21 protein-coding genes are annotated in these 23,133 nt (G+C 62.2%); 5 read left to right on the forward strand and 16 right to left on the reverse strand.

The window, feature by feature from the left end:
- Positions 1 to 35: 35 nt before the first annotated feature.
- Positions 36 to 752 carry a CoA transferase subunit A gene (locus tag AC1DCM_RS08820; protein WP_477517994.1) on the reverse strand — a complete coding sequence of 239 codons (717 nt, stop codon included), beginning with the start codon at positions 750 to 752 and terminating at the stop codon, positions 36 to 38.
- 175 nt (positions 753 to 927) lie between these two features.
- Between AC1DCM_RS08820 and AC1DCM_RS08825 the strand changes: the two genes are divergently transcribed.
- The gene (locus tag AC1DCM_RS08825; protein WP_477517995.1) at positions 928 to 1,716 is read left to right on the forward strand and encodes an IclR family transcriptional regulator; all 789 of its coding nucleotides are present in this window, start codon (positions 928 to 930) and stop codon (positions 1,714 to 1,716) included.
- A gap of 57 nt (positions 1,717 to 1,773) precedes the next feature.
- Here the strand turns inward: AC1DCM_RS08825 and AC1DCM_RS08830 are convergent, their stop codons facing one another.
- Positions 1,774 to 2,355 (reverse strand): GNAT family N-acetyltransferase, encoded by a 582-nt coding sequence (locus AC1DCM_RS08830; RefSeq protein ID WP_477517996.1) that lies wholly within the window; start codon positions 2,353 to 2,355, stop codon positions 1,774 to 1,776.
- Positions 2,356 to 2,546: 191 nt separating this feature from the next.
- Between AC1DCM_RS08830 and AC1DCM_RS08835 the strand changes: the two genes are divergently transcribed.
- The gene (locus AC1DCM_RS08835) at positions 2,547 to 2,921 is read left to right on the forward strand and encodes a VOC family protein (protein WP_477517997.1); all 375 of its coding nucleotides are present in this window, start codon (positions 2,547 to 2,549) and stop codon (positions 2,919 to 2,921) included.
- An 87-nt stretch (positions 2,922 to 3,008) separates the two neighbouring features.
- Here the strand turns inward: AC1DCM_RS08835 and AC1DCM_RS08840 are convergent, their stop codons facing one another.
- The gene (locus AC1DCM_RS08840) at positions 3,009 to 4,709 is read right to left on the reverse strand and encodes a cytochrome c biogenesis protein DipZ (RefSeq protein WP_477517998.1); all 1,701 of its coding nucleotides are present in this window, start codon (positions 4,707 to 4,709) and stop codon (positions 3,009 to 3,011) included.
- Between the two features lie 244 nt (positions 4,710 to 4,953).
- On the opposite strand from AC1DCM_RS08840, the gene AC1DCM_RS08845 reads away from it, so the two are divergent.
- A complete protein-coding gene (locus AC1DCM_RS08845; protein ID WP_477517999.1) occupies positions 4,954 to 5,640 on the forward strand; it encodes a fasciclin domain-containing protein in 687 nt (228 codons plus the stop codon).
- 75 nt (positions 5,641 to 5,715) lie between these two features.
- Here the strand turns inward: AC1DCM_RS08845 and AC1DCM_RS08850 are convergent, their stop codons facing one another.
- From AC1DCM_RS08850 to purU, 13 genes are all read right to left on the reverse strand, one after another.
- Positions 5,716 to 5,901 (reverse strand): hypothetical protein, encoded by a 186-nt coding sequence (locus AC1DCM_RS08850; protein WP_442002769.1) that lies wholly within the window; start codon positions 5,899 to 5,901, stop codon positions 5,716 to 5,718.
- Between the two features lie 11 nt (positions 5,902 to 5,912).
- Positions 5,913 to 7,934, reverse strand: a complete 2,022-nt coding sequence (locus tag AC1DCM_RS08855) for a BCCT family transporter (protein ID WP_477518000.1) — start codon at positions 7,932 to 7,934, stop codon at positions 5,913 to 5,915.
- Positions 7,935 to 8,413: 479 nt separating this feature from the next.
- Positions 8,414 to 9,220: an IclR family transcriptional regulator gene (locus AC1DCM_RS08860; RefSeq protein ID WP_477518001.1), complete on the reverse strand. Its 807-nt coding sequence runs from the start codon at positions 9,218 to 9,220 to the stop codon at positions 8,414 to 8,416.
- 128 nt (positions 9,221 to 9,348) lie between these two features.
- On the reverse strand, positions 9,349 to 10,230 hold the full coding sequence (fdhD, locus tag AC1DCM_RS08865; RefSeq protein ID WP_477518002.1) for a formate dehydrogenase accessory sulfurtransferase FdhD: 882 nt from the start codon (positions 10,228 to 10,230) through the stop codon (positions 9,349 to 9,351).
- Positions 10,218 to 11,552 carry a molybdopterin molybdotransferase MoeA gene (locus AC1DCM_RS08870; RefSeq protein WP_477518003.1) on the reverse strand — a complete coding sequence of 445 codons (1,335 nt, stop codon included), beginning with the start codon at positions 11,550 to 11,552 and terminating at the stop codon, positions 10,218 to 10,220. Before AC1DCM_RS08870 ends, fdhD begins: the two co-directional genes overlap by 13 nt.
- A gap of 29 nt (positions 11,553 to 11,581) precedes the next feature.
- The gene (gene fdhA, locus AC1DCM_RS08875; protein ID WP_431117782.1) at positions 11,582 to 12,799 is read right to left on the reverse strand and encodes a formaldehyde dehydrogenase, glutathione-independent; all 1,218 of its coding nucleotides are present in this window, start codon (positions 12,797 to 12,799) and stop codon (positions 11,582 to 11,584) included.
- A 163-nt stretch (positions 12,800 to 12,962) separates the two neighbouring features.
- Complete coding sequence (locus tag AC1DCM_RS08880) at positions 12,963 to 13,385, reverse strand: GlcG/HbpS family heme-binding protein (RefSeq protein ID WP_477518004.1); 423 nt, start codon at positions 13,383 to 13,385, stop codon at positions 12,963 to 12,965.
- Positions 13,386 to 13,538: 153 nt separating this feature from the next.
- Complete coding sequence (locus AC1DCM_RS08885; RefSeq protein WP_477518005.1) at positions 13,539 to 15,857, reverse strand: FdhF/YdeP family oxidoreductase; 2,319 nt, start codon at positions 15,855 to 15,857, stop codon at positions 13,539 to 13,541.
- On the reverse strand, positions 15,812 to 16,651 hold the full coding sequence (locus tag AC1DCM_RS08890; RefSeq protein WP_477518006.1) for a methylenetetrahydrofolate reductase: 840 nt from the start codon (positions 16,649 to 16,651) through the stop codon (positions 15,812 to 15,814). Before AC1DCM_RS08890 ends, AC1DCM_RS08885 begins: the two co-directional genes overlap by 46 nt.
- Before the next feature lie 2 nt (positions 16,652 to 16,653).
- Entirely contained in the window at positions 16,654 to 17,544 is an 891-nt protein-coding gene (locus AC1DCM_RS08895; RefSeq protein WP_477518007.1) for a bifunctional 5,10-methylenetetrahydrofolate dehydrogenase/5,10-methenyltetrahydrofolate cyclohydrolase, read from the reverse strand.
- Complete coding sequence (locus AC1DCM_RS08900; protein WP_477518008.1) at positions 17,541 to 18,167, reverse strand: cyclodeaminase/cyclohydrolase family protein; 627 nt, start codon at positions 18,165 to 18,167, stop codon at positions 17,541 to 17,543. Before AC1DCM_RS08900 ends, AC1DCM_RS08895 begins: the two co-directional genes overlap by 4 nt.
- Before the next feature lie 136 nt (positions 18,168 to 18,303).
- A complete protein-coding gene (locus AC1DCM_RS08905; protein ID WP_477518009.1) occupies positions 18,304 to 20,796 on the reverse strand; it encodes a GcvT family protein in 2,493 nt (830 codons plus the stop codon).
- 49 nt (positions 20,797 to 20,845) lie between these two features.
- Positions 20,846 to 21,760 carry a formyltetrahydrofolate deformylase gene (gene purU, locus AC1DCM_RS08910; protein WP_477518010.1) on the reverse strand — a complete coding sequence of 305 codons (915 nt, stop codon included), beginning with the start codon at positions 21,758 to 21,760 and terminating at the stop codon, positions 20,846 to 20,848.
- Between the two features lie 120 nt (positions 21,761 to 21,880).
- Here purU and AC1DCM_RS08915 point away from each other — a divergent pair, with 120 nt between their 5' ends.
- Positions 21,881 to 22,561 (forward strand): GntR family transcriptional regulator, encoded by a 681-nt coding sequence (locus tag AC1DCM_RS08915; protein WP_477518011.1) that lies wholly within the window; start codon positions 21,881 to 21,883, stop codon positions 22,559 to 22,561.
- 192 nt (positions 22,562 to 22,753) lie between these two features.
- On the forward strand, positions 22,754 to 23,133 hold a 380-nt coding region (locus AC1DCM_RS08920; RefSeq protein ID WP_477518016.1), incomplete at its 3' end, for a beta/alpha barrel domain-containing protein.

Below are 23,133 nucleotides of genomic sequence, written 5' to 3' on the forward strand. Positions count from 1 at the left end.
TGTGCTCCTTATTCTCTTAGACCGTTAGCGCTTCTCTAGACCGTGAGCGCTTCGCGCCGCGGGCGGACTGTGCGCTGTTCGATGTCCTTAACCCGCGTGCTGGCCTGCACCAGCCTCTGGACGAAGACGCCGGGCGTGACAATGTGATTGGGGTCGAGCTCGCCCGGTTGCACAATGACCTCCGCCTCAGCGATGGTGACGGCGCCGGCTGTTGCAACCACAGGGTTGAAGTTCCTCGCCGTGTAGCGGTAGATCAGGTTTCCATCCGTGTCAGCGGTGTGGGCGTGGACAAGCGCGACGTCGGCGGTGATGGCGCGCTCGCGGACGTACGTCACGCCGTCGAACTCTTCCAGCGGCTTGCCTTCGGCAACCAGGGTGCCCACGCCAGTCCGCGTGTAGAAGGCAGGGATGCCGGCACCGCCAGCGCGGAGGCGCTCGGCGAGGGTACCTTGCGGAGTGAATTCGACGTCGAGCTTGCCGGCCAGGTACTGCTCGGCAAAGAGCTTATTTTCGCCGACATACGAGGCGATGACCTTCCTGACTTGGCCTGCTTCGATCAGCACGCCGAGGCCCTTGCCATCCACGCCCATGTTGTTGGAGACGATGGTGAGATCCCTGGCGCCCGACTCCCGGACGGCGTCAATCAAGTCGGCCGGGATGCCACTCAGGCCGAAACCCCCGACGGCGATAGTCAGGCCGTCTGCCATCAGGTCCTGGAGCGCTTCGGTTGCGCTGGCGTGCATCTTCGACATTGGAACTCCTCTTTGAGTCTTTGTTGTGGAAGTATCCACGTTGTGGACTGGTTATCTGTAAAGGAGCCTAGGAGTGATCCTTGCTGTGGTCAACGGCTTCAGGGCCTGGCTACTCACGCTGTGGACTGTAGACTCAATCGCGTCCATATTGTGGACGAAATCTTCAGGAGGCTTTGTGGCCGAACAGAAATCCACGCAAAACCCGGTGCAGGGTGCCCAGGTTGTGGGCCGTGTTGCCCTGCTGCTGAGGCTGGTGGGACGCAAACCCGAGGGGACGTCGTTGGCCGGGTTGGTTCGTGAATCAGGGCTGACACGGCCAACCGTGCACCGGCTGCTGACGTCGCTGGCTGCGGAGGGATTGCTGGAACACGATTCAGCCGCGGGAAAGTGGGTTCTGGGTCCGGAAATCTTCCTCCTGGGATCGGTAGCGGCGGCGCGCTTTCCCATGGAGGACATTGCCCGACCGAGCCTGCGCCGCCTCGCCGCCGAGACAGGCGAGAGTGCGTTCTTCTCCATCCGACGCGGCAACGAAACCGTCTGCGTGTTGCGCGAGGAAGGCTCGTTCCCGGTGAGATCCTTCGTGCTGCATGAAGGCGTACGTTTTCCTTTGGGAGTTGCCTCGGCAGGAACGGCCATCATGGCCTTCCTGCCCACCGACGAGCAGGAAACCCTGCTTGAGAACTGGCCGGCGCACGCTGGCGACTTTGCCATGGGGCATTCCGTTGACGTGGTGCGGAACAACCTTGAGCGCACGCGGCTGGCGGGCTACTCCGTGAACCCGGGGCTGATCCTTGAAGGAAGCTGGGGGATGGGCGCGGCCGTTTTTGACCAACAGGGGCGCCCGGCATGGGCCCTTTCCTTGACGGGGATCGAACCACGGTTCCGTCCTGATCGACAGGAATTCCTCGGCAAATTGCTGCTCGAGGAAGCTCATCGCATGACGGCGAAACTGCAGGGATCCTGACCCAAGTAGGGGACAGCACATGCTCCAATGAGAGCCCAGTGGACCGTTTGCTGTCCCCTAGTTGGGTTGGCGCAGGTCCAGCCGCATCAGCACTCGCGGGAAGCCGTTGAGGACGGACGTTGTTTCGGCGACCTTTGTGAAGCCCGCTTTCTCGAACAGCCTGCGGGTCCCCACGTACGCCATGGTCAGGTCCACCCTGTTGCCCTTGTTGTCCACGGGGTAGCCCTCAATGGCTGGCGCGCCATGGCTCTTTGCGAAGTCAATTGCACCCTTTAGCAGCTTGTGCGAAATGCCCTTGCCGCGATGCCCGGGCCGCACCCTGATGCACCAGACAGACCACACATCGGCTTTGTCCGCGTGGGGGATCTTTCGGCTAGTCGCAAAGCTGGTGTCGGCCCGGGGGTGCACGGCAGCCCACCCGACTACTTCGCCGCCGTCGTAAGCGAGAACGCCTGGCGGCGGATCCTCCGCAACCAGCTTTTCCACGAACTTTCCCCGCTCCTCCCGCTGGAGCTCGAGGTTCTGCTTCGAGGGAATCCGGTAACTCAGGCACCAGCACACATTGGCGTCCGGACGTTTGGGGCCGACGATGGTTTTCACGTCCTCGAACACCGTTGCCGGGCGAACCTCGATTCCCATGCCGCCCATCCTGTCACCGCAGCCCAACTCTTCGCTAGACTGGCGGACGTGATGACCGGATCGGGCACCTGCCCTGCACGGATTGGCTACCCGGCCGAACTCTGACATGCGCCAGCGCTGCGCGCGCTCCTCCCCGTGGATTGATGACCCTGAAACCCATCGAACGAAATCCACACAACAAGGAGTCATGCATGCCCGCCCTTTTTAACCACACCATCATCGCGTCCACCGATCGCGTCGCTTCCGCCGAGTTCTACCGGTCCATCCTCGAAGCGGACGAAGCACCCAGCTGGGGGCCCTTCACCAACCTGACCTTGGCTGGCGGCGTAATGCTCCAATTCGACGAGCCACCGGTCGAGATCCAGATGCAGCACTACGCCTTCCTCGTTGACGACCAGCATTTTGACCGTGCCTATGAGCGTCTGGTGAGTGCCGGCGTCGAGCATTGGGCGGATCCGCAGATGACCCGTGAGGGCGAGACCAACACGGAGCACGGTGGCCGGGGCGTCTACTTCAAGGACCCGTCGGGCCACGCGCTGGAGCTGATCACGAAGCCGTATGTCTAAGGATGAAGCGGAAGCTGGATAGGGGGCGCGGCGTGGAGGGCATCGCGAAGCGGGCACGGCCCCCTATCCTGCTTCCAGCAGCGCACCCTATCCGAATGTGAAGGAGTACGCCTGGATGCCCTGTGGGATCTTGACTTCCAGCTTGCCCTCGTGGATCCCGGAGTCGTCCACGATCTGATAGAGCGTCGGCGTCCCTGAGACCGCTATGGACGTGGTCTTCCCATCCCGGACAACGTCGATCATGCCTTCACCGCTGACCACAATGTACACCTGCTTGGCGTGGTAATTCAGGGCAATGGAAGGACCGGCGCTGGCAGGGGTGATGGATTGCGTTCCGAGATCCCACGAACCCTTCAAGGAAAAGCTGTCACCGGGCTGATTCGGCGGCATCGAATACAGCCCGACCCCGGCTTTATAAGGTTCCGTGCCCGCATAGTTGACCTTCTTAGTGGTGCCCAAATACGTCTCCGGAGTGGTGGTACCTGCTACCGGGCCGTCGTCGGACGCTTCAATGGGCGCGGGGAGCGCCGCTGAAGGGTTCGCCTCTTGCAGGAGTTTGCGGATCAGCTTCTCCGTGGTCTGGTAGCCGCCCTCGCCGAACTTGATGTGACGGACCGTTCCCTCTGAATCGATCAGGTAGTGGGCCGGCCAGTAGCGGTTGCGGTAGTTGGTCCAGGTGGAGAGGGTGTTGTCGATGGCAACGGGGTAGGTGATGCCCAGGTCCTGCGCGCCGGAAATAACGTTGCGGGTCTCTTTCTCGAACGCATACTCGGGGGAGTGGATGCCGATGATTTCCAGGCCGGAGTCCTTGTACTTGCTGTACCAATCGGTCAGGTGCGGAACGGAGCGCTGGCAGTTGATGCAGGAATAGGCCCAGAAATCCACCAGGACCACCTTGCCTTTGAGGTCCTTCAAGTTCACGGCCTGACCGCCGGGGGTGTTGAACCACTCCTGGATGCCCTTGATATCCGGCGCCGTCCCGCAGGATTCCAGATCGGTGGAGCCGTTGCTGCACTTGTCCAGCTCGCGGTTTTGGTCATTTACCAGGCCACCAAGATCCAGGGCTTTCTTCACGGCCTCGTTGTCCTGGACCTGCTCCTGGAGTGTGGAGGTGTAGTCGGGCACGAGTTTCTGCAGCAGCTGCGGGAGGTTGAACACCAGGCCGATTGCGAGGGCGATCATCATGACGCCACCGGCGATGCGGATCTTGCGCTGGTTCTTCCGGAAGGCCTTGACGCGCTCTGCGACGCGGCGGCCAGCCAGCGCGAACACCAGCAGCGGAACGGCTGCACCGAGGGCAAACGTCAACGTGAGGACTATGGTTTCGGGGCCCACCTGGCCGGTGGCGCCGGCCACGGCAATGGCAGCAAGCACTGGTCCTGCACAGGGGACGTAGACGACGCCGAGCGCCAGTCCCAGCACCAGCCCGCCGTTTTCGGTGCCTACTTTGCGCTGCGGGATCCAGGAGAACGGCTTCTCCAGGATGTGCTGGAAACGATCGAAAATGAGGCCGCAACCAATGAGCACCAGCACCACCAGCCCGATCCATCGAAGCAGGTCCTGCGGCAGGTTCACCAAGGTCAGCAGGAACGAGCCAACCAGCGTGAAGGTGCTGAAGCTGATCACCAGGCCCAGGATCACTAAGTACGGGCGCCAGCTAGTTACAGTGCCTTTGCGCGCACCCTGCACACCTCCGGAAAGAAAGATGACCGGCAAGACGGGCAGGATGCAGGGCGAAATACCTGTAATCAGCCCACCCAGCAGGCCGATAAGTGCTAATTGCAGCATTGCGTCTCCCAACGTCGCCGGACCGGCCGTGAAGGGTGCCGGCTCCGGATATCTGTAAGCAGTTCGGAGCCGAAGCCGCGATGGCTTGGTTTGAAAACTTTTTCAATCCGCACCCATCCACGCCGGTGCGACCTCCGAATAGCTGGTGAGGCACAAACCGCCGGCGACGCAGAAGCAGCGCCGGGCAGCCAGTGCCCACACCCAATGGACCCAATGCCCTGGTTCCACGAACAAGGAGAATGACATGTTGTCCACAAAGCGCCCCGCCCTCGCCTTCGTTGGCCTCACTGCAGCCGCCCTTCTCGGACTCACGGCTTGTGGTGGTTCAAGCAGCTCCAGCACGCCTCCGTCGTCGGCGTCGTCGTCCGCCGCCCCGGAGATGACGTCCGCGGCACCGTCGCCGTCGGCTTCTGCCATGACCAGCGCCGCCATGGATCCCGCCCGTGATCTTGTTGGCCCCGGCTGTGCCGGTTACGCCGCCCAGGTTCCGGATGGTGCCGGCTCGGTAGTGGGAATGGCGCAGGACCCGGTTGCCGTTGCCGCTTCGAACAACCCGCTCCTGAAGACTTTGACTGCCGCTGTTTCAGGCAAGCTCAACCCGAAGGTGGATCTGGTCTCCACTCTCAACGGCAGCGAATTCACCGTCTTTGCACCTGTTGACGATGCGTTCGCCAAGATCGACCCCGCCACCATTGAGACTCTCAAGACGGACGATGCCCTGCTGAGCAAGATCCTCACTTACCACGTAGTCCCTGGCCAGCTGAGCCCGGACCAGATCGTCGGTATGCACAAGACAGTCCAGGGCGGCGAAGTGACCGTTGGCGGCAGCAAAGATGCACTCACAGTTGATGGCGCCAACGTGATTTGCGGCGGCGTCCACACGGCCAACGCAACGGTTTACCTGATCGACTCCGTGCTGATGCCCAAGTAAGCTGCCTGACCCGCACACAACAAAGCAGGCGCCGGAATCAATCCGGCGCCTGCTTTTTGTGTTGGAAATGAATAGTCAGCGCTTGCCTAAGTCGCTATTTACGTAGGAGCCCTGGACGGTGGCGGTGCTTCCACAAGTGCAACCACCGTCAACCTGGAGCTTGACCGTTACGGGTTTCGTTGCATCCAGGGTGAAGCTCACGGTGTCTCCGGAATCAGTGGAGACACGGAGAGTGCTTTCTTGTTCATGGGTTTGAGTCATGGCGGGATACCTTACTTGTCGGTTGGGTCGGTCCGGGGAGACTGAACCCTGGGGATGCTTCCGGTCGGAGTTCCGCCGGGACAGTCGGAGTCAGGGCAGTCCTCCGCACACTCGTGCCTGGTCACCAGGTCAAATTGAACGCCCCGATGTTGTTCCACGCCCGTACGAATCGCGCGTTCAACAACGGATGTCGCCAAGCGCTTATGCAGTGACAGGGGATCACGGCGCAGGTCCTTTGTGAGGGCGAAACAGAGCAGCAGCATGACGATGACGAACGGTAGCGCGGCAACAATCGTGACTCTTTGAAGTCCGGCCAAAGCCTCGGATGGTTCGTCGCCGCCAGCCAGGAGCATGACCGCTGCTACTGCACCGGTAAGGCTTCCCCAGAAGATCACTACTCCACGCCGGGGGTGTTCTGCTCCGTTGGAGCTGAGCGATCCCATGACAATGGAGGCTGCGTCTGCACCAGTGATGAAGAAGATTGCCACCAGCACCATGGCCAGCACGATCACAGCTGCTGTGGCCCAGCCGGGCATGCCAAGGTTCTTGACGAGATCGAAGAGTGCGCCGTCGAAATTGACGGAGGGCACACCGTTGGCCATGGTCACCAAACCGGGTGTGCCGGCCTTGTCAGCTTCCTGCTGGACGTGGAAGGCAGCCCCACCGAAGATACCGAACCAGATAACGCTGACGATGCTTGGCACCAGCAGAACGCCGGTGACGAACTGGCGGATGGTTCGGCCGCGGCTGATGCGTGCAATGAACATGCCGACGAAGGGCGTCCAGGAGATCCACCAGGCCCAGTAGAAAATGGTCCAACTGGTCATCCAGCTACGCAGTGCTTCGTCGCCAACCGCTTCGGTCCGGGACGACATTTCTGCCAGGTCCCGGGCGTAGTCGCCGATGGCTGAAGGGATCAGGTTGAGGATGAACAAGGTGGGGCCGGCAACAAACACGATGAGCGCCAGGACGACTGCCAGCACCATGTTGATGTTGGAAAGCCACTGGATACCGCGGCTGATGCCGGAGACTGCTGATGCGACGAAGCAGAAGGTAAGGATGGCCACGATCACCACGAGTACCGGCGTGCCGATCTCGCCCACCCAGCCGTTGGAGGTCATGCCGCTGCCGATCTGAAGGGCGCCAAGGCCCAGGGAAGCGGCAGTACCGAACAGGGTGGCAAAGATGGCCAGGATGTTGATGAATTTCCCGAGGGGGCCTTCCACCATCCTGATACCGAAGAGCGACGTGAACGCTGCAGAGACCAGCTGCCTGCGGCCCAAACGGTAGGTGCCGTAAGCCATTGCGATGCCCACTACTGCGTACATGGCCCAAGGGTGCAGGGTCCAGTGGAAGATCGAGGTGGCCATGGCCGTCTGGATGGCAGCAGGGGTGCGGCCGTCCACAGTGCCCGGTGGTGGCGAGATGTAGTGGTAGAGCGGTTCAGCCACGCCGTAGAACATGAGCCCGATGCCCATGCCGGCGGCGAACATCATCGCTACCCAGGAGACGGTACGGAATTCCGGCTTCTCGCCGTCCTTGCCCAGCGGGATGTTGCCGAACTTGCCCAGGGCGAGCCAGAGGACGAAGACGACGAACAAGGAGGCGAGAACCATGAAGAGCCAGCCGGTGTATTCCATGACCCAGTTCAGGGCGCCTTTGGAAGTTTCGGAGAGGCTGTCCCGGCCGACGAAGCCCCAGACCACGAAGGCGACGGCTATGGCGCCCGTGATTCCGAAGGTGACTTTGTCCAGCGTAAGTTTCTGGTTCCGGCGGGCAGTAACTGCCTGCTCGGTCCTGGCATGGCGCAGTTCTTCAAGGATCTGTGCGTATTCCTCAGTATCCGGCAGTGTTTCTGCGCCTCCGTCCTCGTCGTCGAGGACTGCGGGGTTGGTTTCCTCCGGGGAGACGCTGATGACGTCCCCGGAGTTTTCCAGGCGGTTGGTTCTACGTGATGAAGGAGTGTCGGCCAGGTTATCCGTGGCGGGCACTTCCTCGGGAGTTAGAGGCTTTAGATCACTATTTATAGCCATGAGCGGGTCCTTTGCTCGGCGAGTCATGGGCTTGGGTTTATACATGGCCCTGGAGGGTGGGAGCGGGTAGAGGGTTGGGGGCTTCGTCCGACTCCATGACCATCATTTGTGGAGCAGTATCAAGTCGGAGCGCCTGCCCCGAATCGAGCTCACTGATGGGGCAGGCCTTGTGCATGGTGCACCTCTTTTGGTCGGCGAACGGGATTTGTGGCGCCTAGGCTTAGTCGCCTTCTTGCGTCTCGCAAGGATCAACAGTTCTCGCGTTATGCAACAGAGTGCGCCCCGTCACAGGTCAATGTCAAGGTGTTTCTTTTCCACTTCAGGCATCTTGACACTTGCCCCGAGGCCCCTCGGGCAGTTGCGCATAGTGGTTACTGTTGCGTAACAAGCGACATTCAAGGCGAAAAATTGGCACGCTAGCGACGCCAGCTAGCTTTACTTAAAGGCGTGCATTACGCGGCGGGCCGGGCGGGCAGCGCCTAGCGGCGTCGGTAGCCCATCTTGGCGCTGATGGCCAAGCCAGCCTCGCGGAGGGCCTCTATGAGCCCTGCCTGCTCCTCAGGAGCAAAACGGAAGGCAGGGCCGGAGATACTTACTGCGGCGATGACACTGCCCATGTGGTTGAAGATAGGCACGGCCACGGCCGTCAGGCCGATTTCGAACTCTTCATGGACCACCGCGTAGCCGTTCCGCGCGACGTCGAGCAGCTGCTTCTCCAGCTCCCCACGGTTGGTGATGGTTCGGGGTGTGCGGGCTGGGAGTCCGACGGTCTTAAGGACTTGGTTCCGTTCGTCAGCTGTCAGCGCGGCCAGGAGCACTTTGCCGCTGGACGTGGCATGCAGTGGCGTCAGGCTGCCCACCCAGTCGTAGGTGGCAAGCGTTGAGGGGCCCATGGCTTGATCCACGTTGACGGCATAGTTGGATCGAAGCACAGCAAGGTTGACAGTTTCCTTGAACTCAGCCGCGAGCGCTTCCAGTACTTCCCTTGCCTCGCGCACCACGCTCAGCCTGCCGGGGATGGATGTTGCCAGCCGGAGAATGCCGAAACCCAGCTGGTACTTGCCCCTCTCATTGTTCTGCCGGACAAGGTCGCGGTTAACCAGCGAGCCCACAAGCCTGGACACCGTGGATTTGTGGACGCCCATCTCGTCAGCAATTTCACTGACACCGGCGTCGCCTTCGCGGGCGAGGATTTCCAGGATTTGGAGCGCGCGGTCCACCGACTGGACGCCTCCGCCCTGGGCGTCTGCGTCCTTCTCGATGTCCGGATTGTTAGTTGGGGCCATGATGCCTCGTGTCGTTGTCCCAAGCAGGTGGTCCAGGCCGTAAAGCCCTGCCCGGCCTGCTCCTCGTCTTTCCTCATCCTAGTCCGACGCGGACACGGGCCCTGCACATAAACCCGCAGAAGGGGCGGTCAGATCCCGACCAAAGCCTCCTCCCTGGCCACCTTGCGGGGGCGGACCAGTCTGTCACGTCCGGCGTAGACGTTGAGGCTGTGTCCGCGGCTGAAGCCAACCAGTGTCACGCCGGTCTCAGTGGCGAGGTCGGCGGCAAGGCTGGACGGCGCGCTCACTGCGGAAAGGACAGGTATGCCGGCGAGGGCCGCCTTCTGGACAAGCTCGAACGATGCCCGCCCTGAAACCTGCAGGACCAATCCCGTCAGTGGCAGCAGATCCTGGCGCAAAGCCCAGCCCACCACTTTGTCCACGGCGTTGTGGCGGCCCACGTCCTCCCGTAAACAGAGGAGCTCGGGGGTGGCGCCGTCGAGCCTAAAGAGCCCGGCCGCGTGGACGCCACCGGTCCTGTCGAACACTGCCTGGGCTTCCCGGAGGCGTTCGGGCAGTTCGGCCAAGATGTCAACGGGAACCCGCAGCCCGTCCTGGGAGGGGTCGAAATGGAGGGTCTTGCGGACGGCCTCGATGGAGTCTGTCCCGCAGATGCCGCATGAGCTGGAGGTGTACACGTGGCGCATGGTGTCCGGCATTTGTACGTCTGAGCGGAGCTGGGCCTCCACCACATTGAACGTCTGCGTCCCGTCCTTCTCGCCGGCGCAAAAACGCAGGGAGATCAGCTCGGACTGGCTGCGGATGATGCCTTCGGACACCAGGAACCCGGCCACCAGGTCAAAGTCGTCTCCCGGAGTCCTCATGGTCACAGCGAAGGAGCGGCCGCCGATCCTGATTTCCAGGGGCTCTTCGGCGGCCAGGACGTCTTCCTTGAACCGCACCGGATATTCGGTACCTGTCCCGTCGAGATGGAAGCGGTGGATCTTCCGGCGCTGTGTCATCCGTGCCATGGTGCGTACCTTCCTGGCTGGTTGGGGACATCGATGGTTGCTTGCGCCTGTGACCAGGCGCTTGTCCAGGCACTTGACCAGGCGCTGGTCCAGGGCAGCGGCATGACCGGGACGGGTTCGCCTGCTTCCACTCCGTCAGGGGGAACGGCCATGAAGCCGTCCGCCCAAGCCAGCCCGCGCATCATGCCGGGGCCTGTGTGTGAAGCAGGGAAAGCGAGGCCGTGGACAAAGGTGCAGGGAATGAGTTGTGTCCGGCCTGGGCCCGGATCGATGTCCGCCCCGGACGTGAGGTGGCCAGCTGTCTGGAGAGGCCGGTTTTGGAGGGCAGCCAGCAGTGGCTCACCGATGGTCATGAGGGCCATCATGGCGGCCAGGGGGTTGCCTGGGAGGCCGATGATGAAGCGGCCGTCCGGAAGTTCAGCCAGTACCGCAGGATGCCCCGGGCGCATGGCGATGCCGTCGAGCAGTAAGCGCCCACCGAGCGCGGCCACTGCAGTGCGGAAGTGGTCCGTTCCGGATTTCCCAGTGCCGCCGGTGGTGATCGTGACATCGGGACGCTCACCTCCGAGCGGGCCGCCAAGTGCGGACAGCCACTCTTCGTAGGAGTCGCCGATCCGTTGCTGGCTGCCTGGAATTCCGCCCAGCTGTGAAATCACTGCGCCGAGTTGCGGGCCAAACGTGTCGCGCACCTGCCCCGCTGCCGGCATACCCGAGGTCACCACCTCGGAACCGGTAAGTACGACGGCGACCCGCGGCTTGCGTTGTACCTGCAGTTCGTCGTGGCCTGCTACGGCAGCAAGGGCAATGTGTGCAGGATTGAGGAGTGTGCCGGCGGGTACGAGGACGTCGCCGGTTCGGGCTTCTTCACCGGCTGGCCGTATGTGGCGGCCGGGGAGCGTCTCGCCGGGTTTCGCATCTGGTTTCAGTGAGAGCTGCAGCCCGTATCCGGCGTCGAGGACCTGTCCGCTCTCTTTCCGAAGTACCGCTACGGCACCGTCGGGGACCAGGCCCCCAGTGGCAATGACGCTGGCTTCTCCTGATGAGAGCGGCAGCCCCGCCGTCGTGATCTTCCACGGTCCTCTGCCATGAATAGCCCAGCCATCCATGGCAGAGGACGCGTAGTGCGGAAGGTCCTGCTGCGCCGTCACTTCCGTGGTCAGCATGTATCCGATCGCGTCCGCCAGTGGCACAGACGCCGACGCAAGCGGAACAGCGCAATCGAAGGCTAACTGCCGGGCTTCAGACCACGTCGGGGCAGGCATCCGCTCGCACGACACATGGGACGTTGGCGACGTGCCGCCGATGATTTCCTGTGCGAGCATGGATGCCCCCTTCCTGGTGTTTTTGCGTACTAAGCCTTCACGTAACCGTTCGGGTTCAGTACGAACTTTGTTGCCGCTCCGGCGTCGAATTCGGCGTAGCCGCGGGGAGCGTCCTCAAGGGGGATGGCTTGGGCATTGACTGCCTTGGCGATCTGGACCTTGTCGTGGAGGATGGCCATCATCAATTGGCGGTTGTACTTCATCACCGGGCACTGTCCCGTGGTGAAGGACAAGGACTTTGCCCAGCCGGTGCCCAGCGAGAGCGACAGGGAGCCGTGCTTGGCTGCTTCATCGATTCCGCCCGGATCCCCGGTGACGTAGAGGCCCGGGATGCCCAAGGAACCACCGGCTGCGGTGATGTCCATGAGGGAGTTCAGCACGGTGGCCGGAGCCTCGTGCGAGGCGTCCCGTCCGTGGCCGCGGGCTTCGAAGCCAACGGCGTCCACGCCGCAATCCACTTCCGGCACCCCGAGGATCTGCAGGATCTGCTCCTTCGGGTCTCCGTTGGAGACATTGACGGTTTCGCAGCCGAACGAGCGCGCCTGTGCCAGTCGGTCCTCGTTCATGTCGCCCACAATCACGACGGCGGCGCCAAGCAACTGGGCGCCGACGGCGGCAGCCAGACCCACAGGGCCGGCACCGGCGACGTACACCGTGGACCCTACGCCAACCCCGGCAGTAACGGCGCCGTGGAATCCGGTGGGGAAGATGTCCGAGAGCATGGTCAGGTCCATGATCTTTTCCAGGGCCTGATCGCGGTCCGGGAAGCGCAGCAGGTTCCAGTCGGCGTAGGGAACCAGCACGTACTCGGCCTGTCCACCTACCCAGCCGCCCATGTCCACGTAGCCGTAAGCGCTGCCGGGGCGGTCAGGGTTGACGTTGAGGCAGATACCGGTCTTCTGCTCTTTGCAGTTCCGGCAGCGGCCACAGGAGATGTTGAACGGCACCGAGACGATGTCGCCCACTTTGATGAACTCGACGTCGGGACCCACCTCCACCACTTCGCCGGTGATTTCGTGCCCGAGGACCAGATCCTGTGGGGCTGTGGTGCGGCCACGGACCATGTGCTGGTCCGAGCCGCAGATGTTGGTTGTCACAGTGCGGAGGATCGCGCCATGCGGTACCTTCCGGCCGACGTTGGCCGGGTTGACGCCCGGTCCGTCCTTGAGTTCGAACGTCGGGTAGTCGGTGTTGATGATTTCGACGACACCGGGTTCCTTGTAGGCGACTGCTCGGTTTCCAGACATGGACACTCCTCCTGGGGCGGGTTGTGGTACGGAAATTGGATCTGTCCAATTGCCCGAGAGCGGTGCTTCGATGAGGAAATACCTCCCCAGGTTTCAGGCCACCGAAGCACCATTCACGGGCAATTGGACAGTCTTGCCTAGTGTTTTTGACTAATGTTTTTGGCTAAAGCCCAGCTGCGCCCTGAAGCTGGACTGCTGCTCCTGCGGACGCGACGGTGTGGTCGTTCTCCACGGTGCTGCCGCTGACGCCGATCGCACCGATCACAGTGCCGTCCTCGCGGCGCAGGGGGATGCCTCCCGGGAAGGTGATGAGTCCTCCGTTGGACACCTCGATGTTGTAGAGGGGTCCTCCCGGCTGCGAAAGCTCGCCGATTGCTCCCGTTTGCATGTCGAAGAAACGGGCAGTGCGTGCCTTCTTGATGGAAATATCGATGCTGCCCAGCCATGCCCCGTCCATGCGGGTGAAGGCCTTCAGGTTTCCACCGGCATCCACTACGGCGATGTTCATCGCGTTCGCGGTCTCGCTCGCAGCGTCGCGGGCTGCGGCAAGCACGGCATCTGCTTGGACTTGGGTGATGTCAGACATTGTTTCTCCGTTGATTGATGTCTTCTTGACGAGATGGCCCACTGGCGGGTTTGGAACTCTGGTTGCGGGTAGGCCATCTGATATCTCTGCGCAACTAGGAAAGATATATCAGTCACATACTATGGCACGCATCACACTGTGTCCAGAGCCTTTTTAAGCCCGTTCGAGCCTGATGATGACTGATTTGGATGTCGGTGTCCCGCTGGTATCGGCTACAGAGTCCAGCGGTACAAGGATGTTGGTTTCCGGGTAGTAGGCAGCGGCGCACCCCTTGGGAGTGGAATACGCGACGATGCGGAAGTCTTCTGCCGTACGCTCGGTTCCGTGGAATTCGGAGATCAGGTGGACCATGTCGCCGTCCGCAAAGCCGAGCTCGGCGATATCGGACTCGTTAATGAGGACCACCCGCCGCCCGCCGTGGATGCCGCGGTAGCGATCGTCCTTGCCGTAGATGGTGGTGTTGTACTGGTCGTGTGAGCGCAGTGTTTGCAGCACCAGCCGGCCCGCCGGGACCTTGATGTATTCAAGCTCGTTGCCTGTGAAGTGCGCTTTGCCTGACGCGGTATCAAACTTCCTGGCATCGCGGGGCGGGTGCGGCAGCACGAAGCCGCCGGGGTGCTGGATCCGCTCTTCGAAGTTCTCGAAGCCATCGAAGACGGCCTCGATGTGTTTGCGGATCAGTGAGTAGTCATCACGCATGGACAGCCACGCGGCCTTGGGGGCGTTGGGCAGGCGCACGTCGCCGTCGGTGAAGAGCCGGTGGGCAAGATTGCAGACAATGGCAACCTCCGAGTGGAGGTGCCCGCTTGCGGGCTTGAGGCGCCCGCGGGATGCGTGGACCGCGCTCATCGAGTCCTCCACCGTGACCCTCTGGTCACCGGTCCGCTGGGTGTCTTTCTCGGTGCGTCCGAGGGTTGGCAGAATCAACGCCCGACGACCCGTGGACAGATGCGAGTGGTTCAGCTTGGTGGAGATCTGGACGCTCAATCCTGTGTTGGCCAGCGCTTGTTCCGTGACCTCCGAATCAGGGGCGGCCCGGACAAAGTTTCCACCCATCCCCATGAAGAAGCGGACCTTTCCGTCCCTCATGGCGCGGATGGCGGCAACAGTGTCATAGCCGTGCTCCCGTGGTGAGAGGAACGCGAACTCGTTGTCCAGCCGGTCGTGGAATTTCTCCGGCATCTTCTCGAAGATGCCCATGGTGCGGTCGCCCTGGACGTTTGAGTGGCCGCGCACCGGGCAAACTCCTGCGCCGGGCTTGCCGATGTTCCCCTGAAGCAGCAGGACGTTAACGACGTCGCGGAGGGTGGGTACCGAATGTTTGTGCTGGGTCAGTCCCATGGCCCAGCACACGATGGTGGCGTTGGAGGCCAGGAGACGTTCGCCTGTGGAGTGGATCTGCTCCAGGGTGAGGCCCGTTGCTTCCACGATGTCGTCCCACTGCACTTTTTCCAGGAAACGCAGGTATTCGTCGATGCCCACCGTGTGGTCCTCGATGAACCTGTGGTCCAGGACGGTTTCCAGGCCCGGAGTCTTGCGACCCGCGGCTTCGGCCTCCACAAGGTATTTGCCGAGGCCCTGGAAGAGGGCTTGATCACCGCCGGCACGGATCTGCAGGAAGTCATCCGTCAGCTGGGTCCCTTGAATCATGCCTGCCACGTGCTGGGGGTTTTCAAAGTGCAGGAGCCCGGCTTCGGGCAGGGGATTGACGGACGCGATGACCGCGCCGTTCTTCTTGGCCTTCTCCAGGGCGCTGAGCATGCGCGGGTGGTTGGTACCTGGATTCTGCCCGGCTACGAAGATCAGTGAAGCGGTCTCCAAGTCGGTCAGGCTTACCGAGCCCTTGCCGATGCCGATGGTTTCCACCAGCGCCGAGCCCGAGGACTCGTGGCACATGTTGGAGCAGTCCGGAAGGTTGTTGGTGCCAAGGCCGCGCACCAGGAGCTGGTACACGAAGGCTGCCTCATTGGAGGTTCGGCCGGATGTATAGAAAACGGCCTGATCGGGATGCTCCATGCCCCGGAGCTCCTCCGCCATGAGGTCATAAGCCTTGTCCCAGTCGATGGGCGTGTAGTGGGTAGCGCCTTCATCCAGGAACATCGGGTGGGTCAGCCGGCCCTGCTGGCCCAGCCAGTAGTCATCGCGGGTCTTCAAGTCAGCAACGGAGTGCTGGGCAAAGAACTCAGGCGTGACACGTCGCCGGGTAGCTTCCTCGGCGACGGCCTTGGCCCCGTTCTCGCAGAACTCTGCTGCATTGCGCTTCTCGTGCTCCGGCCAAGCGCAGCCCATGCAATCGAATCCATCGATCTGGTTCACTGCCAGCAGCGTTTGCACGCTTCGCACCGGACCCATTTGTTCCAGGGAGATCTTCAGTGCGTTGGCAACGGCTGGAATGCCGACAGCCTTTGTCTTGGGTTTGGTGACGGTCAGCTTTGACTCGTCGATGTTTTCACGGGGGGCTTTGGAAGCCATGCGATCTTCCCTTCAAATCTGGGTAGGCGGCTGAGGTCGTTGAAGCTGTAGACGTGGATGCCGGCAAACAGCGGATGGCCGTCGAGGGCCTGATGAACGTCCCGGATCAGGCCGGAGCTGTCATAGCGCAGCACGTCACCACCGCGCAGGAGTGCCTTGGCCATTCCTGTGCCGCGAGCCAGCTTGAGTGAGCGTCCCACGCCCAATCGTGCACCCATGGCCAGCAGCTTCTGCACGGAGACCGGCCCGGGAACGCCCACCCACACGGGAATCCGGGAACCGACCCGGTGCAGCTCCTGCAGGTAGGAGCTGATGGATTCAGCCGAAAAGCACATTTGCGTGACCATGGAGGACGCCATGGGTGACTTGCCGGCCAGGCTGCTCCGCAACTGTTCTGCGCTCAATTGTGGGTGGCCTTCCGGGTAACCCGCGATGCCAAGGGAGAATTCTTCCGAGAAAGCCTTGATGTCCTCCATCAGTTGGCCGCTCCAGGAATACGGGCCGGCAGGCGCACTGCGGTCCCCGGCAATGAGGAAAAGCTCCCGGACACCCTCATCGCGCAATTGATGCAGGAACAGGTGCAGCCCTGCCTGGCTGGCGATGCTCCGCGCTGCAAGGTGCGGGACCACGTGGTAGCCCAGCCGGGCAAGCTCAATCGACGCAGCGACCGTCCTGGCCGGACCGTGATGCGGCAAGCAGGTCACGCTGACCATCCCCGGCGCCTCATAAGCGGAAGGCAGTTGCCGGGCAAGGTCAGCGGAGGGACTTACCTCCAGGCGGATCGGCGTTTCCATGGCTAGCCAGCGGTTCCCGAAACCAAGGCCGGCTTCTCCAGAAGCCGTGCTTGTGCCCGGGCCGCTTCGGCGGTGTGGAGGAGCAGCAACGCCGTGGTGACTGAGCCCACCCCACCGGGCACCGGCGTCAGGGCAGCCGCCACTCCGGTGACGCTGGCCTCGTCCACATCTCCCACCAGGGAACCGTCGGGAAGGACGTTCGTACCGACGTCGATCACTACAGACGCCGGCGAAACGTGGCTGCCAGTCAACAGCCCGGTCCGCCCCGCGGCAACAACCACGACGTCGGCGGGCCGGGTATAGCGCTCAAGGGCCCCTGATTTGGAGTGGCAGATGGTGACCGTGGCGTCCTTTGCGAGCAGCAGCAGGGACAGCGGCTTTCCCACCACAGCGGAACGCCCGACGACGGCGACGTTGCGTCCGGCGAGCGGAACCTGGAAATGCTCGAGGAGTTCCACCACGGCCTGTGCGGTCGCAGGGGCGAAGGCGGGCTGACCCACAGCGAGGCGGCCAAGGCTGAGCGGGTTGGCGCCGTCAATGTCCTTTTCCGGAGCGATAAGGCCCACGAGCCCGTCCGTTCGAACGCCCGCGGGAAGCGGAGTTTGAAGAATAATCCCGTTGACGGACGGTTCCGCACTGAGGTCTTTCAACACACTCGCCAGCACCTGTTCCGTGGCGTCATGCCCAAGGTCCAGGATCCGGCAACCTATGCCAGCCCGTTCCGCGGCGCGTTCAATGGAGCGGACGTACCAGTGCGTGGACTCGTCGTCGGTTGCCACCACCACGGCCAAGGAAGGGCGCTGGCCCTCATATTCAAGGAGGCGGGCCTCATCCTGGGCACGCTGTTGGATGAGGGCGGCCAACCCCTTTCCGGAAAGCACTTCAGTACTCACGCGAGGATCCTTTCGCGGACGCGCTTGACGAGGGAATCGGCCGCGAGGACCACCTTCTCCTCAAGGCCGTCGGTCTGTTCTGCCAGGCGCGAGCGGGCGTCGCCRTCTTTGATGGCCACCACGTTGATGTCGATGTTGACACGGGCGGTTGTGGCGGCGGCACGTGCAGCATCTGCTGCTGCCGCGACGTCGCTGATGACATTGGGGTTGGCCATGTCAAAGAGTTCCGTGGCGAGTTCCACCACCTCACTGGCAAGCTTGATCAGCTGAGCAGGTGTATGGGCTGCCTGGACCAGTGCATCCTGGATGCCGGCAGCGCGCATGGCCTTGAGTTCCTCGGTCCCGGACGGAAGTTTGTACGAATCAATAACTCGTTGGAAGGCGTGCTCATCGGCGTCCGCGAGGCGCAGCGCTTCGACAATCAGATGGTCCGCGGCGCTGGTGATGCGGGCAACGGGTTCTGCGTGCTGCGCATACTTTTCACCCGTGGTGTACCTGGCCACCATGGCCACCAAGGCGGCTCCCTGGGCAGCGTGAAGGGCGGCGGCGGCACCTCCGCCGGGGGTGGGCTGTCGTGAAGCGAGCCGGGCGAGGTAGTCGTTGATGGTTTCTGAACTGATCATGTGTCTTCCTGGGCTGGTTGACGAAGAGAGGCTGGCTGACGAAGCAAGGCTGGGGTTGAACGGGTAAGACAGCGGCCCGGACCCCGTTGCGAGGGGATGAGCCCGGGCCGCTGGCCAACCAAAGAGTCCGTCGGGCTTAGCCGCGGAGCCTGCTCATGGTGGGGTCGTACAGCGGGTCCTGGGTGACTGTCGCCTGGATGCGGCGTCCGAAGTATTCGATCTCCACGGAATCACCAATGGAGACAGCGGCAGGAAGGTACGCGTAGGCAATGGGCTTCTTCACCGAGTAGCCGTAAGCGGCGCTGGTGACGTAGCCAACCGCTTGGTCCTTGTAGAACACAGGTTCCTTGCCCAGCACCAGGCTGCGGCCGTCGTCGACCGTCAAGCAGCGCAAGCGCCGCGCGGAGCTTTCCTCGGTGCGACCCTCAAGGGCGGCCTTGCCGACAAAGTTTTCCTTGGTCATCTTTACGGCGAAACCGAGGCCTGCTTCGAAGGGGTCGTGCTCCGTGGTCATATCGGTGCCCCATGAGCGGTAGCCCTTTTCCAGACGCAGCGAGCTGAAGGCGGCGCGCCCGGCAGCGATGACGCCGAACGGCTGGCCGGCCTTCCACAGTGCATCCCACAAACGCTGTCCATTGTCGGCGCTCGTGTAGAGCTCCCAGCCGAGTTCGCCCACGTAGGACAGGCGCATTGCGGTAACGGTGACTCCGCCGATGGTGACCTTCTTGGAACGGAAGTACTTCAGGCCGTCATTGGAGAAGTCGTCGTTGCTGACCGTGCTGATGAGGTCACGGGCAAGCGGACCCCACAAGCCGATGCAGCAGGTGCCACCGGTGGTATCGCGGACCTGCACCCAATCGCTGGCCGTACCGTTTTCTGTCTGGTGGCGGGCGGCACGCTCGAAGTAGGCAGTGTCGATGTTGCCGTTGGCGCCCAGCTGGAACGTGTCTTCGCTGAGGCGTGCAACGGTAATGTCGCTTCGGATTCCACCAGCGTGGTCCAGCAGGAGGGTGTAGGTTACGGCGCCCGGCTTCTTGGCCAGGTCTCCCGTGGTGAGTTCCTGCAGCAGTTTCAGGGCGCCCGGGCCGCTGACTTCAAGGCGCTTGAGCGGCGTCATGTCATACATCGCCACGGCCGTGCGCGTCTTCCAGGCCTCCGCCGCAGCAATGGGTGAGCTGAACATACCGGACCACGCGTCGCGTGCCGGCGGCTGCCACTCGTCCGGCATTTCCTTCAGCAGTTCCGCGTTGGCTTCGAACCAGTAGGGACGTTCCCATCCTGCGCCTTCCAGGAAGTAGCCTCCCAGCTGCTTATGGCGGGCGTGGAACGGGCTGACGCGAAGGTTGCGGGGGGAGAGCTTGGGCTGGAGCGGGTGCATCACGTCGTAGATTTCCACGAAGTTCTGCTGGGACGTTTCGCTGACATGTTCAGGGGTCAGCTGGACCTCTTCGAAGCGGTGGATGTCGCAGTCACCAAGATCAATTTCGGACTTGCCCGTGGTCAGTAGTTCGGCCACGGCGCGGGCGATGCCAGCAGAGTGGGTGACCCAGACGGCCTCGGCAACGAAGAACCCGTCCACTTCCTTGGACTCGCCCACCAATGAGCCGCCGTCCGGGGTGAAGGAGAAGATGCCGTTGAAGCCATCCTCGATTTCGCTTTCCCGCAGTGCCGGCAGGATCTGCTTGGTGGCTTCCCATGCGGGCAGGAAGTCTTCCAAGGTGAAGTCCAGGCGCGAAGGCATGTTGTGTTCGGTGATGCTGCTGGGCTCGTAGCTTCCCAGTTCATCGAGGTCCACAGGCATGGGGCGGTGGGCGTAGGAGCCGATGCCGTAGCGCTCGCCGTGCTCACGGTAGTAGAGGTCCTGGTCCTGGTGGCGCAGGATGGGCAGCTGGGCGCCGTTGGGCAGTTCGTTCTTGCCCTTCTGGGCGGGAACCGGGGTGGTCTTGACATACTGGTGGGCCAGCGGGAGGAGCGGAACGGACATCCCAATCAGCTCGCCCACTTTGGCGCCCCAGAAGCCGGCGCAGGAAACTACAATGTCGGCCGGGATGACGCCATTGGCGGTCTCGACGCCGGTCACGCGGCGGTTGGACTGCTCGATTCCGGTCACCTCGGTGTTGCCGATGTACTTCACGCCGGCGGCTTCGGTGCGCTTGATGAGCAACTGCACGGCGCGGGCTGCAAGTGCCAGGCCATCGGTGGGGACGTGGAGGCCACCAAGGATGTCTTCCTCATTGATCAGGGGGTAGAGCTCCTTGCATTCCTCGCGGGAGAGGATCTTGCCGTCGATGCCCCACGACTGGGCGTAGCCGAGCTTGCGCTTGAGGTCAGCCAGGCGGGTCTCGGTAGTGGCAACTTCAAGGCCCCCCACCTGGTTGAAACAGCTCTGACCATCTTCGGTGAGGGAGAGCAGCTTTTCCACCGTGTACTTGGCAAACAGTGCCATGGACTTGGAAGGGTTCGTCTGGAAGACCAGGCCCGGGGCGTGGGACGTGGATCCTCCGGGCATGTTCAGCGGCCCCTGATCCAGGACGGTGATGTTGTTCCAACCGCGGGTGACCAGTTCGTCGGCGAGGTTGGTGCCGACAATCCCAGCGCCGATGATGACAATGCGAGGCGTCGATGTCATGAAAGTTTCTCCTGCTGAAGTTCGTGTGTGGACTGGTGGGATGGGTGGCTTAGCGGAAAACCACTGTGCTGGTCTGATCCAACAGCACGCGGTGTTCACAGTGCCAGCGGACAGCCCGGGACAACGCCAGGGCTTCGGCATCCTGGCCCACTGTTGAGAGTGCGTTGGGGCCGTAGCTGTGGTCCACGCGGATGACTTCCTGCTCGATGATCGGGCCCTCGTCAAGGTCTGCCGTCACGTAGTGYGCGGTTGCTCCAACGAGCTTCACGCCGCGGTCATAGGCCTGGTGGTAGGGGCGGGCGCCCTTGAAACCGGGCAGGAACGAGTGGTGGATGTTGATGGCCCGGCCCTCGAGGGAGCGGCACAGGTTGTCCGAGAGTACCTGCATGTAGCGGGCGAGCACCACAAGGTCCGCCTTATATTCATCCACGAGTTCCAAGAGCTTTTGCTCGGCCTCGGCCTTGGTGTCAGGGGTGACAGGGACGTAGATGAAAGGCAGTCCGGCTGCCTCGGCCATGGCGCGGTGGGTCTCGTGGTTGGAAACGACAGCTACGAGGTCTCCGCCCAGGCTGCCGCCGCGCCAGCGGAAGATGAGATCGTTGAGGCAGTGCCCAAACTTGGACACCATGACCAGCACGCGCTTCTTGGTCTTGTCATGGAAGCTGAATTTCATGTCGAAGCGGTCAGCGATTGCACTGAACTCTTCCTCCAGCCGGTCCGCCGAGTATTCGGGGGAGCCGGAAAAGGCGGTGCGAAGGTGCAGTGTCTGGCGGATGCCGTCGTCGAACTGCTGGTGTTCGTCAATGTTGAAGCCGCGCTCAAACAGGAAGGTTGTGACCGCCTGCACGATTCCGGCGCGTTCGACGCACGACAATGTGAGTACGAACTTCTGTGCTTGCTCGTCTTTGAGCGTTGCTGGCTGCGCCAGGGTGCTTGTTGGTGAGTCTGTCGCCACGAGGGTCATGTCTCCTCCTTTAGATATATTCTTGGGTCCCGTACTGATATATTAGGATTGGGAATCAGCGTATACTGGTCTCAAGGACAGGTCAATAGGTTTTCGGGAACTGCGGAAAGGGCTGGCACTGTGGCATTTGGAACTCTGGCAATCTCGGACGATACCGGCAGGAAATCCTTGGCCGACGTCGCGTATGAGCGTTTGCGCGATCGGCTCTTGATGCTGGAGATCAAACCCGGGGACCTCCTCAATGATGACCAACTGGCGAAGGACCTCGGGATCGGACGGACTCCGGTTCGCGAAGCGTTGAAGCGGTTGGAACTGGACCGCCTGGTGGTCACCTATCCGCGCCGCGGAACATTTGCCACCCGCGTTGACGTGACGGACCTGGCCTTTATTTCAGAGATCCGCACGCAACTGGAGCCGCTGGCCGCAGCACGCGCGGCACGTGTGGCTTCCGCGGCTACGAGGGAACATCTGCGCGACGTTATGAAGGCGGTAGAAGGCTTTGACGTGGCCGGTGCCTCGGTTGTGGAGACCCTGCGCCTGGATGCCAGCGTCCATCAGGGCATCTACGCGGCCGCCGCAAATCCTCATCTCGAGGACGTCCTGATCCGCTATGACAACCTGGCCACCCGAATTTGGTGCATGGTCCTGGATCGGCTGCCAGACCTCGAGCATCACGTCCGCGAACACCTGGATCTCCTGCGCGCGGTCATTGACGGTGACGAGGAAAAAGCGGCGGAGTTGGCAAAGGCCCACGTCACAGGCTTTGAGCACGCCGTCCGCACGGCCCTCTTCGCCGCGTAGTAATTGCCTCGCGGGATTTCCGGGATTGACTCCCCGCTTCGGCGATTGCATACTGAAACTAACTAATATATCACCCGGATATCAGTCTCCTGGCTCTTCGCCCGGCGTGCAGTACCGGGCGCTTGTGATGAAATCGCAGGCTTCAGTCCCTTGGAGTATCACGTGACCTTTACACCACGCCCTTTCGAACACATCACGCTTACTGGCTCCGGCCGTGTAAAGCGGGGCATGGCGGAGATGCTCAAGGGCGGCGTCATCATGGACGTCGTTAACGTCGAGCAGGCCCGCATCGCCGAGGACGCCGGTGCCGTCGCCGTCATGGCGCTTGAGCGCGTACCCGCCGATATCCGCGCCCAGGGTGGCGTGTCCCGCATGTCCGATCCCGACATGATCGATCAGATCATCGCCGCCGTGTCCATCCCGGTCATGGCCAAGGCCCGCATCGGCCACTTCGTCGAAGCCCAGGTCCTGCAGTCCCTCGGCGTGGACTACATCGACGAGTCCGAGGTCCTGACCCCGGCCGACTACGTGAACCACATCGACAAGTGGAACTTCACCGTTCCCTTCGTCTG

It is taken from the genome of Paenarthrobacter sp. 10N417, from assembly GCF_056394745.1.